The sequence below is a fragment of the Microbulbifer aestuariivivens genome (assembly GCF_039545115.1).
In the GTDB taxonomy this organism is placed as follows: Bacteria; Pseudomonadota; Gammaproteobacteria; order Pseudomonadales; family Cellvibrionaceae; genus Microbulbifer; species Microbulbifer aestuariivivens.
This window is the reverse complement of the sequence record NZ_BAABRT010000004.1, coordinates 14,352-29,636: the sequence shown is the minus strand read 5'-3', so window position 1 is coordinate 29,636 and position 15,285 is coordinate 14,352. Positions and strand designations below refer to the sequence as shown.

Annotated in this window: 12 protein-coding genes; 9 read left to right on the top strand and 3 right to left on the bottom strand. The window is 59.5% G+C overall.

The window, feature by feature from the left end; genetic code table 11:
* Positions 1–22: 22 nt before the first annotated feature.
* From carB to ABEA58_RS03385, 4 genes are all read left to right on the top strand, one after another.
* Complete coding sequence (carB, locus tag ABEA58_RS03400) at positions 23–3,253, top strand: carbamoyl-phosphate synthase large subunit (RefSeq protein ID WP_345548864.1); 3,231 nt, start codon at positions 23–25, stop codon at positions 3,251–3,253.
* Between the two features lie 128 nt (positions 3,254–3,381).
* Positions 3,382–3,858 (top strand): transcription elongation factor GreA, encoded by a 477-nt coding sequence (greA, locus tag ABEA58_RS03395; protein WP_345548862.1) that lies wholly within the window; start codon positions 3,382–3,384, stop codon positions 3,856–3,858.
* A gap of 401 nt (positions 3,859–4,259) precedes the next feature.
* Positions 4,260–5,636, top strand: a complete 1,377-nt coding sequence (locus tag ABEA58_RS03390; protein WP_345548860.1) for a hypothetical protein — start codon at positions 4,260–4,262, stop codon at positions 5,634–5,636.
* Positions 5,637–5,739: 103 nt separating this feature from the next.
* Positions 5,740–6,663, top strand: coding sequence for a glycerophosphodiester phosphodiesterase family protein (locus ABEA58_RS03385; RefSeq protein WP_345548858.1), 924 nt, complete (start codon positions 5,740–5,742; stop codon positions 6,661–6,663).
* Positions 6,664–6,748: 85 nt separating this feature from the next.
* Here ABEA58_RS03385 and ABEA58_RS03380 read toward each other — a convergent pair whose 3' ends face one another.
* Both ABEA58_RS03380 and ABEA58_RS03375 read right to left on the bottom strand, forming a co-directional pair.
* Positions 6,749–7,510, bottom strand: a complete 762-nt coding sequence (locus tag ABEA58_RS03380; RefSeq protein WP_345548856.1) for an ABC transporter permease — start codon at positions 7,508–7,510, stop codon at positions 6,749–6,751.
* The gene (locus ABEA58_RS03375) at positions 7,507–8,484 is read right to left on the bottom strand and encodes an ABC transporter ATP-binding protein (protein WP_345548854.1); all 978 of its coding nucleotides are present in this window, start codon (positions 8,482–8,484) and stop codon (positions 7,507–7,509) included. The genes ABEA58_RS03380 and ABEA58_RS03375 overlap by 4 nt, the downstream gene beginning before the upstream one ends.
* Positions 8,485–8,922: 438 nt before the next feature.
* Here ABEA58_RS03375 and ABEA58_RS03370 point away from each other — a divergent pair, with 438 nt between their 5' ends.
* The 4 genes from ABEA58_RS03370 (at position 8,923) to ABEA58_RS03355 (ending at position 14,063) form a co-directional block, all read left to right on the top strand.
* The gene (locus tag ABEA58_RS03370) at positions 8,923–10,470 is read left to right on the top strand and encodes a Re/Si-specific NAD(P)(+) transhydrogenase subunit alpha (RefSeq protein WP_425563510.1); all 1,548 of its coding nucleotides are present in this window, start codon (positions 8,923–8,925) and stop codon (positions 10,468–10,470) included.
* Positions 10,471–10,483: 13 nt separating this feature from the next.
* Positions 10,484–11,911, top strand: a complete 1,428-nt coding sequence (gene pntB, locus ABEA58_RS03365; RefSeq protein ID WP_345548852.1) for a Re/Si-specific NAD(P)(+) transhydrogenase subunit beta — start codon at positions 10,484–10,486, stop codon at positions 11,909–11,911.
* 266 nt (positions 11,912–12,177) lie between these two features.
* The gene (locus ABEA58_RS03360; protein ID WP_345548850.1) at positions 12,178–13,641 is read left to right on the top strand and encodes a S41 family peptidase; all 1,464 of its coding nucleotides are present in this window, start codon (positions 12,178–12,180) and stop codon (positions 13,639–13,641) included.
* Between the two features lie 152 nt (positions 13,642–13,793).
* Complete coding sequence (locus tag ABEA58_RS03355; protein WP_345548848.1) at positions 13,794–14,063, top strand: hypothetical protein; 270 nt, start codon at positions 13,794–13,796, stop codon at positions 14,061–14,063.
* A gap of 8 nt (positions 14,064–14,071) precedes the next feature.
* Here ABEA58_RS03355 and yhbY read toward each other — a convergent pair whose 3' ends face one another.
* Complete coding sequence (gene yhbY / locus ABEA58_RS03350) at positions 14,072–14,374, bottom strand: ribosome assembly RNA-binding protein YhbY (protein WP_345548846.1); 303 nt, start codon at positions 14,372–14,374, stop codon at positions 14,072–14,074.
* Positions 14,375–14,516: 142 nt separating this feature from the next.
* Here yhbY and rlmE point away from each other — a divergent pair, with 142 nt between their 5' ends.
* Positions 14,517–15,140, top strand: coding sequence for a 23S rRNA (uridine(2552)-2'-O)-methyltransferase RlmE (gene rlmE / locus ABEA58_RS03345; RefSeq protein ID WP_345548844.1), 624 nt, complete (start codon positions 14,517–14,519; stop codon positions 15,138–15,140).
* Positions 15,141–15,285 lie beyond the last annotated feature (145 nt).

The following is a 15,285-nucleotide window of genomic DNA, read 5'->3' as shown; positions in this document are numbered from 1 at the left end:
GCCGGCGTGAAGCGGAAGAAAGATGCCAAAACGCACAGACATCAAAAGCATTCTGATTATCGGCGCCGGCCCCATCGTGATTGGTCAGGCGTGTGAATTCGACTACTCCGGAGCCCAGGCCTGTAAGGCGCTGCGCGAGGAGGGGTACCGGGTCATTCTGGTGAACTCCAACCCGGCCACCATTATGACCGACCCGTCGATGGCCGATGCCACCTACATCGAGCCGGTAGAGTGGAAGACCGTTGCCAAGATCATCGAGCAGGAGCGCCCGGACGCCATTCTGCCCACCATGGGGGGGCAGACCGCGCTGAACTGTGCGCTGGCGCTGGACAAGCATGGCGTATTGAAAGAGTTTGGCGTTGAGCTGATCGGCGCCGACAAAGAGGCGATCGAAAAGGCCGAGGACCGCGACCTGTTCGACAAGGCGATGAAGGCCATCGGCCTGGAAACGCCGCGCGCCAGAATTGTGCACTCCATGGAAGAGGCGAAAAAGGTACCGGAAGAGTTTGGCTTCCCGGTGATTATCCGCCCGTCTTTCACCATGGGCGGCTCCGGCGGTGGCGTGGCCTACAACTGGCCGGAGTTCGAGGAAATCTGCAAGCGCGGCCTCGACCTGTCACCCACCAACGAGCTGTTGATCGACGAATCCCTGCTCGGCTGGAAAGAGTACGAGATGGAGGTGGTGCGCGATAAGAACGACAACTGCATCATCGTCTGCTCCATCGAAAACTTCGATCCGATGGGAGTGCATACCGGCGACTCCATTACCGTAGCCCCGGCGCAGACCCTGACCGACAAGGAATACCAGTTGATGCGTAACGCCTCCATTGCGGTGTTGCGCGAGATCGGCGTGGAAACCGGTGGCTCCAACGTGCAGTTCGGCGTCTGCCCCGACACCGGCCGCATGGTGGTGATCGAGATGAACCCGCGGGTATCCCGCTCTTCGGCGCTGGCCTCCAAGGCCACCGGCTTCCCGATCGCCAAGGTGGCCGCCAAGCTGGCGGTGGGTTACACCCTCGACGAGCTGCAGAACGAGATCACCGGCGGTGCTACCCCGGCCTCTTTCGAGCCCTCCATCGATTATGTGGTCACCAAAATTCCCCGCTTCACCTTCGAGAAATTCGGCGAGGCGGATGCCCGCCTGACCACGCAGATGAAATCTGTGGGCGAGGTGATGGCCATCGGCCGCACTTTCCAGGAGTCCATGCAAAAGGCCCTGCGCGGCCTGGAAGTGGGCAGTTTCGGCCTCGAAAGCAAGATCGACCCCGAGGAAGAGGGTGCCAAGGAGCGTCTGCGTCGCGAGCTGTCGGTGCCGGGCGCCGAGCGCATCTGGTACGTGGGCGATGCCTTCCGCATGGGTCTCAGCGTGGCAGAGGTCTTCGAACTGTCGAAGATCGATCCCTGGTTCCTGGTGCAGATCGAGGAGCTGATCAGGATCGAAGAGCCGCTCAAGTCCCTGCCCACCTCCGCGCTCACCGCGGAACAAATGCGCTTTTTGAAGCGCAAGGGCTTCTCCGACAAGCGCCTGGCGGACCTGCTGGGTGTGAGCCAGAAAACCGTGCGCGAATTCCGCCACAAGCTGGGCGTATTCCCCTCCTTCAAGCGGGTGGATACCTGTGCGGCGGAATTTTCCACCAGCACCGCCTACATGTACTCCACTTACGATGAGGAGTGCGAGGCCGATCCCTCCGACAAAAAGAAGATCATGGTCCTCGGTGGCGGCCCCAACCGCATTGGCCAGGGAATCGAGTTCGATTACTGCTGTGTGCATGCCGCACTCGCCATGCGCGATGATGGCTACGAGACCATCATGGTCAACTGTAACCCGGAAACGGTTTCCACCGACTACGACACTTCCGACCGCCTCTACTTCGAGCCGGTAACCCTGGAAGATGTGCTGGAAATCGTGCGCAAGGAAAAGCCCGCTGGCGTAATCGTCCAGTTCGGCGGTCAGACCCCGCTGAACCTGGCCCGCTACCTTGCGGCGGAGGGCGTGCCCATCATCGGCACCACCCCTGAGCAGATCGACCGCGCGGAAGACCGCGAGCGCTTCCAGCAGATGATCATGCGCCTGGGCCTCAAACAGCCCAAGAATGCCATCGTGCGCTCTGTCACCGAAGCCGTGCAGGCGGCCAACGACGTGGGCTACCCGCTGGTGGTGCGTCCCTCCTACGTGCTCGGTGGTCGCGCCATGGAGATCGTCTACAAGGAAGACGAACTGCTGAATTACATGAAAGAGGCGGTGCAGGTTTCCGACGAGGCGCCGGTACTGTTGGATAACTTCCTCAACGCCGCCATCGAGGTGGATATCGACGCGGTATCCGATGGCAAGGATGTTGTGATCGGCGCCATCATGCAGCATATCGAACAGGCCGGCGTGCACTCCGGTGACTCCGCCTGTTCCCTGCCGCCCTACAGCCTGCCGGCGGACGTGCAGGACAAGATGCGCGAGCAGGTTAAAGCCATGGCGCGTGAACTGGGCGTGGTGGGCCTGATGAATACCCAGCTTGCCTACCAGGACGGCGAGATCTATGTGATCGAAGTGAACCCGCGTGCCTCCCGCACCGTGCCGTTTGTGTCCAAGTGCATTGGCACATCCCTGGCCAAGATCGCGGCGCGCTGTCAGGCGGGAGTTACCCTGGCGGAGCAGGGCTTCACCAAGGAGATAGTGCCGGATTACTTCTCCGTGAAGGAGTCGGTCTTCCCGTTCAACAAGTTCCCGAAAGTGGACCCGATCCTCGGTCCGGAGATGAAGTCCACCGGCGAAGTCATGGGTGTTGGCGCCACTTTTGCCGAGGCATTTGACAAGGGCCTGCTGGCGGCTGGCGATACGCTGCCGGAGTCCGGCAAGGTGTTTATCTCCGTCCGCGAGTTCGATAAGCCCCAGGTGGTGACGGTAGCCCGTGATCTGTCCAGCCTTGGCTTTGAACTGGTGGCCACGCGTGGCACCGCGCAGGTATTGCAAGACAACGGCATTGCCGTTACAACCGTCAACAAGATGAGCGAGGGCCGCCCGCATATCGTCGATATGATCAAGAACGACGAGATTGCGCTGGTGGTTAATACTACCGAAGGGCGTCAGGCCATTCGCGATTCGGCCGATATCCGCCGCAGCGCGGAAAACCACCAGGTCTGCTACACCACCACACTGGCGGCGGCCAAGGCCATGGCTCTGGCCATGCAGCAGGGTGAGCCGCTCAAGGTGCGTCGTTTGCAGGAACTGCACCAGCGCGTGGTCAAGCTGCCCGAGTAAAGCCGGTTGCCGGTTGCCCTTAACGGCAATCGGCACCATGCTCAGGAACATCTGGATACAATAATCCCAACCAGGCTCCCGTTTTTCGGGCAGCCTGGTTTTGTCGTTATAAAAAACGGAGGCCCACATTGAACCGGGTACCAATGACCGTTGAAGGCGCCGAAGCACTGCGCGCCGAGCTGGAAAACCTCAAGAAAGTTCAGCGTCCTGCCGTGGTGCAGGCTATCGCCGAGGCCCGTGAGCACGGAGACCTGAAAGAGAACGCCGAATATCACGCCGCCCGTGAAAAACAGGGCTTTATCGAGGGGCGCATTCAGGAAATCGAAGGCAAGCTGTCTCTCGCCCAGGTCATTGACGTAAAGACCATCGAGCCCAGCGACAAGGTGATCTTCGGTACCACCGTGACCATTATCAATATGGAAACGGACGAGGAAGTCACCTACAAGATCGTCGGTGATGACGAGTCCGACGTGAAGCAGAAGAAGATCTCCGTGAACTCCCCCATTGCCCGCGCCCTGATCGGCAAGGAAGTGGGCGATGTGGTGGTGGTGCAGACGCCCTCCGGCTCTGTGGAATACGAAATCGATACCGTCGAGTACCTGTAATTACGCCCAGGCCTGCGGATAGGCGGGTATGTGTAGAAGTGGGTAAACGGGTCAGCAAAATGTAAAAGCGTGCAAACCCGCAAGTAGAAGAAACAAGCAGAAAGGGCGGCCTATGGGCCGCCCTTTTTTGTGCCCGTGTCCTGGCAACCGCCAACCATTACAGGGCTATGCAGCGCTATTGCGGCAGGGTTATTGAGGCCGTCAGCCAGCTTGATCTGCGCATACACAGCTAAAACCGATCCCGATTGTTGTATCGCCCGCAATAGTGGGGGAGCTGCGGCCTGTGCCAATAGGCAGGCTGTCGGCCTGTGGGGGTACCAGCGCATGAAGCCGGCAGGGGGCGCATGTCACCGCGACTGCTGGTAGGATTGAGTCGTCCCACTCATTCAGGAGGCGAGTCGGTGCAAGGACTCTTCGATAGCCTGCCCCTTTGGCTGTGGTTTCTATTGGCTCTGCTGGCACTCTTTGCTGCGCGAGGCCCGGTTCACAACAGCGTTGCGGCACTCGCCCGCTTGATCCATCAGCTATTGCGCCTGGCCGCCAGCGCAGTGACTTCCGCTGAAAAACGTCTGCAGCGCCGCAATAGCGAAGTGCTGCTCGCTCGTGAACGGGAGGCCCTCGAGTGGCAGATTGACCGGCAGTTCACCCGCGTCGAAGCCACGGTAAAGCGCGAGCTGTCACGCTATTCGGCCCTGCACCGGCGCCTGACGGAACAGCTCAGCGCTGTCGATGAGGACTATATCCGCAGTGCCGAGCTGCCCCCTGAGCCCACCAACTGGTCAAAGGCCATCAAGGCCGTTGCCGATATTCCGGCCAAGGAAGACCCGGTAGTGGGGGATGTGCTGGAAATTATCCACAGCTCCATGCGCAAGGCGGAGTCCAAGGCGCTGGAGGCCTATCGCGAGTCGACGCGGGAGCGCCACTTGCTGCTAAAACGCATGATGCCCGGCTGGCGCAGGATCCTCAGTGCCCTCGGGCAGGTAAACCGCAATGTGGAATCCGTGATACAGCGTTCGCAGGTGCTGGATACCCATATGCAGCGCTACGAGGCGTTACTGCAAGAGGGCGAGGGGGAGAGCCACAGGCTGACGATCTCGGCCATGGCGCAGTTCCTGTTGTCGTCACTGATGCTCGGTGTCGCAGTGGCCGCTGCCCTGTTGAATGTTTCCCTTATAGGCCCGTCGTTGCAGGTGGTGCTTGGCAGTGGATCGGCTGACTTTCCCCTGGCACCTGTGGCGGCAGTGGTACTGGTGGCACTGCAGGTTGCCGTGGGCCTGTTGATGCTCGAGAGCCAGCGGATTACCCACCTGTTTCCAGCCGTGGGGGCGCTTGCGGATGGTGTGCGTACCCGCCTGTTGTGGATACTGTTGGCGCTGTTGGGCCTGCTGGGGCTGTTGGGTGCTGTATTGGCGTCAGGCGTCGGCGGGCTGTCGGGGGTTGACGCTGGCGGCAGCGAAACGGCCGCTGTCGCCAGTGGCTGGGCGGCGGCTATTCGTGCTGGGCTGGCCCTGCTGTTGCCTATGGCGCTGACATTTACTGCGATCCCGCTGCAGAGCTTTCTCGCTTCACTGCGTGCGGTGGCCGGTGTTTGCGGCGTATTTGTGCTGAGATTGTTCGCTCTGGCGCTGCGGGTACTGGGGGCGCTGGTCTCTCGAGTCGGTGTCCTGCTGGTGCGTTTGTACGATATCGTCATCTTCCTGCCGCTGTGGCTGGAGGCAAAGTGGGCATCCCGGCGCGCCCCGCTGCCGACAAGCACTGCGAAAAGCGCGGAGCAGTGAGGGTGAGCTCTGTCTGTGTAGAGGTGGTTTCACTGTCGGGCCACCTCGCGTGTGACAAGGCTGGCGCCGCAAAGGCAGAAACGTCGGCGCCGGGGCGAAAGACGTGATCTGGCTACTGCTCTTCTGCCTTGTCGTGGTTGCCTCGATCATCTGGCGCCTAGGCTTCGCTCGGCCGGCGCCGCCGTCCGCACTGCGATTGCCGCCATCACCACTGGTGATCGCCCACGGCGATGAGCGTGGCCAGGGTCTGTTTCCCGGTAATACACGGCTCTACCTGCATGAAATGGTGGCAGCCGGCGCGGACGCACTGGAAATCGATCTCAACCTGACCGCCGATGGCCACCTGGTACTGAATCACGATGCGCGCCTGGAGCGTGTCAGTGACGGCAGCGGTTTGATCCGCGGCAAAACACTGGCCGAGCTGCGCCAGCTCAATATGGCCTACCGCTGGAGCCGCGATGGCGAGACTTGCCCCTATCGGGAGGCACCGCTCCCCATTGCCACCATCGATGAAGTGTTCGATGCGTTTCCAGAAACGCCGATGATTCTGGAACTCAAGGATCGTGACCTAAAGGCGGCAGCCGTGTTGGCACAAAGTGTCGAGCGGGCCGGCAAGCGATCGACCCTGATCGTGTCTTCGTTTCATCTGGGGGTAATGCGTGAGTTCCGCCGTCTTTGCCCCGATGTGGCCACAGGGGCCACCCTGCCGGAGGCGATGCTGTTTTTTGTCGCGCAATTGTTTGGGCTGGAGCGCTGGTTGCGGCCGGCTTACCAGACCATGCAGCTGCCCAGCCGGTATTTCGGTATTCCGGTCTTTTCCCCGCGCCTGATTCGGGCTGCGCACCGCATCGGGCTGCACGTGTCGGTCTGGACCGTGGATGCGACTGCGGACATGCAGTATTACCTGCAGCTGGGGGTGGATGGCATAGTGACCAATCGCACCGACCGCCTGAGGTCCCTGCGCAACCCGGCCCTGCCCGGGGTTTCGCAACCTTTGGATCATGCCGCCGGAACCCGCAGCCGCTGAGCCAGATACAAAACCAACAAGACAAGATAAAAGTTGTGCGCAGGGATGATGTATCAGACTCTGCCCGCCACCGCGTGCCCGGGTGTTAGCTCTTGATGCGGTAGCCGGTACGGAATATCCACCAGATTGCGCTCATACATAACAGCAGGAACAGGAAAATCATCCCCAGACTGACGCCGACATTGACATCGGCAATGCCGTAGAAGGACCAGCGAAAGCCGCTGATCAGGTAAACCACGGGATTGAACAGCGTCACTTTCTGCCAGAATTCCGGCAGCATGTTGATGGAGTAGAAGGCGCCACCGAGAAAGGTAAGTGGGGTGATCACCATCAGGGGGATCACCTGTAATTTTTGAAAGTCGTCCGCCCAGATTCCGATAATAAAACCGAACATGCTGAAGGTGAGCGCGGTCAGTACCAGGAAGCCGATCATCCAGAACGGGTGCTGTATCTGGTAGTCGACAAAAAATCGCGCGGTAAGCAGTATCAGCAAGCCCAGCAGGATCGATTTGGTCGCGGCGGCGCCGACATAACCTGCGACAATCTCAAAGGCCGATACCGGTGCGGAGAGCACTTCATAAATTGTTCCGGAAAACTTCGGGAAAAATATGCCGAAAGCGGCGTTGGAAATGCTCTCGCTGAGCAGCGACAGCATAATCAGGCCGGGAATGATGAAAGCCCCATAGGATACACCGCCGATATCGCCCATTCTGGAGCCGATGGCGGCGCCGAAGACGATAAAGTAAAGCGAGGTCGAGAGTACCGGCGAGGCAATGCTCTGCATCAGCGTGCGCCAGGTGCGCATCATCTCGAATTTGTAAATCGCGCGGATGGCGTACCAGTTCAAGATTTTTCTCCTGTGTTCTTTTTACTCTGGCCCGATTCTCTGTGTTGTTCTCTTGCGTCGCGCACCAGCCCCACAAAGATATCCTCCAGTGAGCTCTCCCGGGTTTGGATATCCCGAAATTCAATTCCGGCGCGGTCCAGCTTGCGTAACAGATCGGCGATGCCGGTCTCACCCTGCTGGATGTCGAAGCGGAACAGCAATTGCTGACCGCTGGCATCCAGCTCCAGTGGCAGCCCGGTAAGACTTTGCGGAAGGCGTGCAAGAGGCTCGACGAGCTGTAACAGCAGCTCTTTGCTGCCCATGCGTTTGATCAGCGTGTCCTTGTCTTCCACCAGAACGATCTTTCCGCGGTTAATGACGCCGACACGGTCCGCCATTTCTTCCGCTTCTTCGATGTAATGTGTGGTGAGGATCACGGTGACACCGGATTCGCGCAGTTCGCGCACCATCGCCCACATATCCTGGCGCAGCTCCACATCGACGCCGGCTGTCGGTTCGTCAAGAAACAGGATTTTGGGTTCGTGCGACAGCGCCTTGGCAATCATTAAGCGCCGTTTCATACCGCCGGACAGTGTCATGATGCGGTTGTGTCTTTTTTCCCACAGGGAAAGCTGACGCAGGATACGCTCGATATAGTCCGGATTGGGTGGCTTGCCGAACAGCCCGCGGCTGAATTTCACCGTGGCCAGTACACTCTCGAAGGAGTCTGTGCACAACTCCTGCGGTACGAGACCGATCTTCGATCTGGCTGTACGGTAATCGCGTACCACGTTGTGACCATCAGCGAGAACGCTACCAGAGCTCGGGTTGACGATGCCACAGATGATGCTGATCAGGGTGGTTTTCCCGGCCCCGTTGGGCCCGAGCAAAGCGAAGATTTCCCCCTGTTGAATATCGAGGTCGACATTACTCAAAGCCGTAAAGCCGTCGGCATAGTTTTTGGTTAATTTCGAGACGGAGATAATGGAGGACAATAGGATCTCCCCAGATAAAAAGTCAGTGTAACGGTTCTGAAAAAATTAAACCCGCGCAATATTGCTGTAAAGCTGTCTGGTGCCATAACTGACTACCGTGCTGGTGAGGTTTTCTCATGACCAAGGTGTGAAGAAATCGTATTTTTTGGCGGAAAGAGTCTGTGGGGTATGCAGAAGCAAGGGGAGTATTAAGCCGGTAATTGTGTGGGTAATTTGCCCGTATGGCGCGCAATTCCTCATTCTATTTATTTATACAAGCTATGCGGTAATTTACTTTTAATTAATAAGAGCTGGGGATAGACTCGATTCCGCCCACAGGATGCGGGAGCTTTCGTCTGTGCCTGACAGTTGTATGCCGCGCAGGCGATCTTGGTGGCCAGTAGCGCAATTAGAAAGAACGATTCACAGAACAACAGCAAGCAGAGAGGGAGTGTCGCGGTGATTATAGCCATTCCAAAAGAGACTGCCCCGGGAGAGCACCGGGTGGCAGCTACGCCAGACAGCGTCCGCCGTCTGCGTGATCTTGGTTTTTCCGTTGCGGTTGAGCGGGGCGCGGGTGAGGCGGCGAGCTTTCCCGATGATGCCTATGTCGAGGCTGGCGCAGAAATTTGCAAAGACGCGGCGCAATGCCTGAAGAATGCAGGGCTGGTGCTGAAAGTGCAGTCCCCCTCTGATGAAGAGCTGGCTTTGATTCCCGATGGGGCGACCCTGATCGCCTTCCTGAAACCCGCGCAAAACGAAGAACTGCTGAAAAAGCTCGCAGCGCGCAATATCAATGCGTTGGCCGTCGAGTCCATCCCGCGCATTTCCCGCGCCCAGAAAATGGACGCACTGAGTTCCATGGCCAACATTGCCGGTTATCGCGCAGTGATTGAGGCCGCACATAACTTCGGGCGCTTCTTCACCGGGCAGATCACCGCCGCCGGTAAAATTCCGCCGGCCAAGGTGCTGGTGATCGGCGCCGGTGTAGCCGGCCTTTCCGCTATTGGTACCGCCAAGAGCATGGGCGCGATCGTGCGCGCCTTTGATACCCGTGCCGAGGTTCGGGAGCAGGTGGAATCCATGGGCGCGGAATTCCTGACGGTTGAAATCGAGGAAGAGGGTTCCGGCAGCGGCGGTTACGCCAAGGAGATGTCCAAGGAGTTTATCGACGCGGAAATGGCCCTGTTCCGTCAGCAGGCCAAAGAGGTGGACATTGTGATCACCACTGCGCTGATTCCCGGCAGGCCGGCTCCCAAGCTGTGGCTGGCGGATATGGTCGACAGCATGAAAGAAGGCTCCGTGGTAGTGGACCTGGCAGCCGAAATGGGTGGCAACTGCGACTATACCCAGGCCGACAAAAAGGTTTCGGAAAGTGGCGTAACCATTATCGGCTATACCAACCTGCCCAGCCGGGCGGCGACCCAGTCTTCCAGCCTTTACGCCACTAACCTGACGCACTTGCTGACGGATCTGACACCGGAAAAAGACGGTGTTATCAATATCAACTTCGATGACGAGGCCATTCGCGGGGCCACAGTGGTCCGCGCTGGCGAAATCACCTGGCCCCCTCCCGCGCCGAAAATTACTGCGCAGCCCAAGCCGGCAGCGAAGCAGGAAACGCAGCCCGCAGTCAAGGAAGAGGCCGCACCGAAGAAAAGCTCGGCGTTTTCCATTGCGCTTTTCTGGCTGATTGCCGGCGGCCTGATGCTCTGGCTAGGGCGAGTGGCGCCTGCGGATTTTGTTGCCCACTTCACCGTATTTGTACTGGCCATCTTTATCGGTTGGCAGGTGATCTGGAACGTCAGCCACGCTTTGCATACACCGCTGATGAGTGTCACCAATGCGATCTCCGGCATCGTCATCGTCGGTGCCTTGTTGCAGGTGGGAGCCACGGGCTCCGGGCTGGTCACCTTGTTGGCATTCGTCGCCGTGCTGGTTGCCAGTATCAATATTTTTGGTGGGTTTTTCGTTACTTACCGCATGTTGAAAATGTTTCACAGGTAACAGGAGAAGAGAGATGAATGGAATGATAGCAATGGCTTACCTGTTCTCCGCTGTGATGCTGATTCTCAGTCTGGGAGGCCTTTCCAGTCACGAGACTGCCCGGCGCGGTAATGTTTACGGCATGGGCGGTATGGCAGTCGCCATTGTGGCGACCATCGCCGGTATCAGCGCCGGCGCCTACTGGATGGTCGGCACCGCCATGGCCGTCGGTGCGGCGATAGGCATATTCCTCGCTCGCCGCGTGGAAATGACGCAGATGCCGCAGCTGGTGGCGCTACTGCACAGCTTTGTGGGTATGGCGGCGGTTTTGATCGGCTGGGGTGGTTTCCTGGACCCGCGTCTGTCTTTGACCGGGGCTGCACATATCGTGCACAACACCGAGATTTACCTGGGCATTTTTATCGGCGCCATCACGCTGACCGGCTCTGTAGTTGCCTTTGGTAAGCTGCAGGGGCTGATTTCCGGCAAGCCCCTGATGTTGCCGGCTCGCCACTGGCTGAACCTGGCGGGCCTGATCGCCTGTGTCGTACTCGGTGGACTGTTTATTCCCGCAGACCTGAGCACAAGCACAGTGATTAACCTGCTGGTGATGACCGCTATCGCGCTGTTGCTGGGTATCCACCTGATTGCCGCCATTGGTGGCGCCGACATGCCGGTGGTCATCTCCATGCTCAACAGCTATTCCGGCTGGGCCGCAGCCGCCACCGGCTTTATGCTCAGTAACGACCTGCTGATCGTGGTCGGTGCGCTGGTGGGTTCGTCCGGTGCCATCCTCAGTTACATCATGTGCCGCGGTATGAACCGTTCATTTGTCAGTGTCATCCTCGGCGGCTTTGGCTCCGAAGGTGGTGAAGTGGCCGAGGGCGAGATCGAAGGTGAAGCGCTGGCCACCAGTGCCGACGAGCTGGCGGCGGACCTGGAGCAGGCTGGCAGCGTCATTATTGTGCCCGGCTTCGGCATGGCGGTTGCCCATGCCCAGCAGGCGGTGAGTGACCTCACCGATCGGCTGCGCAAAATGGGCAAAACGGTGCGCTTTGGTATCCACCCGGTGGCCGGACGCCTGCCCGGCCACATGAACGTACTGCTGGCAGAAGCCAACGTGCCTTACGACATTGTGCTGGAGATGGAGGAGATCAACGGCGATTTCCCCGACACCGATCTGGTACTGGTGATCGGCGCCAATGACACCGTCAACCCGGACGCGGTTGAAAAGCCCGGCTCCCCCATTGCGGGTATGCCGGTGCTGGAAGTGTGGAAGGCGGGCAAAGTAGTGGTGCTGAAGCGCTCCATGGCTTCCGGTTATGCCGGTGTGGCCAACCCGCTGTTCTACAAGGAAAATGCCCGCATGCTGTTTGGCGATGCCAAGGAGAGCCTGCAGAGCGTGCTGGGTAAATTGCGCAGCAGCCATGCTTCCCCTTCAGCGCGGGAGGCCGTTGCCTGATCGGCTGAGCAGCTCTGCCGCTTGCTCTTTTATCAGCGCCGCCGGTATATCCCGGCGGCAGCCAATAGCCGTCCGGCCTGTAACCTTCATCCAATAAAAAGTAGGTCCTGCCAATGAGGATTCCCCTCTCGCTCTCTCCCCGTGCCTGCTGGCTTACGCTCAGTATCTTACTCATCGGCTGTGGCGGAGGAGGTGGTGGCGGGGGCAGTTCATCTTCTTCATCGAACCAGCCGGGACTCGATGCTGAAAGCGGCTGGCAGCCTGGGGTGTTCCTACCTTCAGAAACCTATGCCGCTCGCTGTGAGTCCCCCCGCCGCGGTATCAACCCGGCCAGCGGCCGCGCCTACGCCGATGTACAGGGCAGTGCGCTGGACGAAAAAAACTGGCTGCGTTCTTGGACCAACGAACTCTACCTCTGGTACGACGAGGTGGAGGATCGCGATCCTGCGGATTACGGCGTGTTGGAATATTTCGACCTGCTGGTGACCAGCCAGCTGACAGAGACTGGAGCGCGTAAGGATAATTTCCATTTTTCGCTGCCCAGTGCCGACTGGCAGTCTATGACGCAATCGGGTGTCGCTTTGGGTTACGGGCTGCAATGGGCCGTTATTGATGGGGTGCCGCCCAGAGAGGTGGTGGTGGCCTACTGGGATCAGGCATCCGCCGAGGGGCTGCCGCCACGCGGTACCCGGGTGGTGTCGGTAGATGGCATCGATGTGGTGTGGGCAAATGATGCCGCCAGTGTCGATGCGCTCAACGCGGCCTTCTTCCCATCTGTAGCGGGGGAAGCGCACGCCTTTACGTTCGAGTCTGCCGGCGGGCAGCGTTCAACCATCACGTTAACTGCCAGCGCGGTGGCCACGGATCCTGTGCAGCACGTGGGGATCATCGATGCAGCCATGGCGCGCAAGGTCGGATACCTGCTGTTTACAGACCACATTGCCACCGCCGAGAGCGAGCTGAAGCAGGCCATCGAATCCCTTGCCGCAGAGGGAATCGACGAGCTGGTACTCGACCTTCGCTACAATGGCGGCGGCCTGCTCGCCATCGCCAGCCAGTTGGCCTATATGATCGCCGGTCAGGTTCCCACCATAGGGCGGGATTTCGAGCGGCTGCAATTCAATGACAAATACCCCGAGACCAACCCTGTGACGGGGGAGCCGCTGGTGCCGGTGCCATTTTTCGATACCACACTGGGCTTCAGTAGCCTGCCCGTCGGGCTGCCACTGCCGAGTCTCGACCTGCAGCGGGTATTTGTACTGACCGGCGCCACGACCTGCTCCGCCAGTGAATCGATTATCAACGGCTTGCGTGGTGTGGATGTGGAAGTGATACAGGTGGGCGGCACCACTTGTGGCAAGCCCTACGGTTTTTATCCCACCGACAATTGCGCGACTACGTACTTTTCCATCCAGTTTCAGGGGGCGAACGACAAGGGCTTTGGCGATTATCCGGCGGGCTTTACACCCGGAGGCGAGGGGCCCGCGGGTGTTGCCGGCTGCCAGGTGGCGGATGACTTCGGCCGGGATCTCGGTGACCCTGCCGAATGGAGGTTGTCTGCAGCGCTGAACTTTATTGAAACCGGCAGTTGTGAGGGTGACCTGGTGGGTGTGAGCAGCCTGCGGGCGGATGGCGGCGCCCTGAGGGCCGCTGGGCGCGATAGGGATGCCCGCGTTCTCAAGCCCAGCTGGCGCCAGAATCGTATCCTGGATGTCCGTGGAGAGCGCTGATGCACTCTATGTTGAGGTGTGTTGTTGGCTTCTTTCTATCCCTAGCCCTGCTTCTGTCCACAGCCTGTAGTGCCGGGGCTCTACCGCCATCTGATCTGGAGCCGGCGCGTTTACTGGACCCTACGCAAGAGGCCCATGCCGAGCTGGTGCAAGTGGTTAACCGACTCCTCGGTGGTGTGCCGGTGACGCTGTCGCGGGAGGCGCTTACGAACAGTAGTATCCTGGTGGTGGAACGGGCGGAGCCCCGCAACCTGCAGCAGCGCCCTTTGGCGGGGCGCAGCCTGGAGGCGCCCCTGCGCTTCCAGTTGTTGGAAGGCGCCGGTGGCTGCTGGCTGAGGCTACTGCCGCAGGGGCCTGTGCAGCGGCTCAACGAAGCCCGCTGTGTGCGCGAGGAGGCGCAGGGGCAGCAGGCCGGCGGCTGAGCGGGCGCTTAACGCAGGAGGTTGGACAGGCGGGCGTTGGGTTTTGCCGCTGGCCGGTAAATCAGTGCGATCTTGCCGATCTCCTGAACCAGCTCGGCGCCGCTTTTCTCACACAACTCTCCGATAATCTGGTGGCGCAGCTCCCGGTCGGCCACCATTAGTTTCACCTTGATCAGTTCGTGATCATCGAGGGCGCGGTTCAGCTCTTCCAGTACCCCTTCGCTGAGTCCCTTGCCGGCTACGGTCACTACAGGTTTCAGGTTGTGACCGAGTGTGCGCAGTGCTTTTTTGCGGTCTGCGGTTAAAGGCATACAATACTCCGTTTCCACTTTGTGGATGTTCATAGCGTGAGCGGCCCGCAGCGGCGACCGATAACCGTAAGTCATGGTGGTCAGTCGCCGCTGCGGGCCGCTCACGCGAAAGCTGTTGTGTTATTAGGACGCATTGTAACTGATGGGCCGATCCAAAAGCAGCCATCGCTGGCTGCGCGAGCATTTCAACGATCCTTACGTCAAGCAGTCTCAGAAAGACGGCTACCGCTCCCGTGCCAGCTATAAGCTGCAGGAGCTGCAGGATAAGGATCGTCTGTTTAAACCCGGCATGACGGTTGTCGACCTTGGCGCCGCTCCCGGTGGTTGGTCACAGGTCGCGGCGGAACTTGTCGGTCATAAGGGTTATGTGCTGGCCTCCGATATTTTGCCCATGGACCCGCTGGCGGGGGTCGACTTCGTGCAGGGGGATTTCACCGAGGAGGCGGTGCTCAATGAGCTGCTGGAGAAACTCGGTGAGGAGCGGGCGGACCTTGTGATTTCCGATATGGCCCCCAATATGAGTGGAGTGCGCGATGTCGACCAGCCCGCCTCCATGTACCTGGTCGAACTGGCCGTGGATATGGCGCGCCAGGTACTGAAGCCCGGTGGTGCCTTCGTGGCCAAGGTGTTTCAGGGCGAGGGCTTCGATGAGCTGATCCGCGACCTGCGAGCCACGTACAATAGTGTGGTGACGCGAAAGCCGGGTGCCTCCAGGCCCCGCTCGCGAGAAGTCTATGTGGTGGCGCGCGGCTTCAAGGGCGGCTGAAGGCACTGTTTAGAGCACAGTTAAAGCAAAGCTTGGCGGCGAAAGTTGAAGCCTGCCCCGCCCCTGTCGAGGAGAGAATCCCCCTGCCGATCTGCGTCCTGGTGCCGCCTCGCCGGTCACAGGTGACCGGGTGGCTGGGCATGGT

Coding starts and splice junctions, on each gene's coding strand:
- pntB (WP_345548852.1), top strand. CDS start 10,484: ATGAATGGAATGATAGCAATGGCTTACCTGTTCTCCGCTGTGATGCTG.
- yhbY (WP_345548846.1), bottom strand. CDS start 14,374: ATGCCTTTAACCGCAGACCGCAAAAAAGCACTGCGCACACTCGGTCAC.
- rlmE (WP_345548844.1), top strand. CDS start 14,517: ATGGGCCGATCCAAAAGCAGCCATCGCTGGCTGCGCGAGCATTTCAAC.
- carB (WP_345548864.1), top strand. CDS start 23: ATGCCAAAACGCACAGACATCAAAAGCATTCTGATTATCGGCGCCGGC.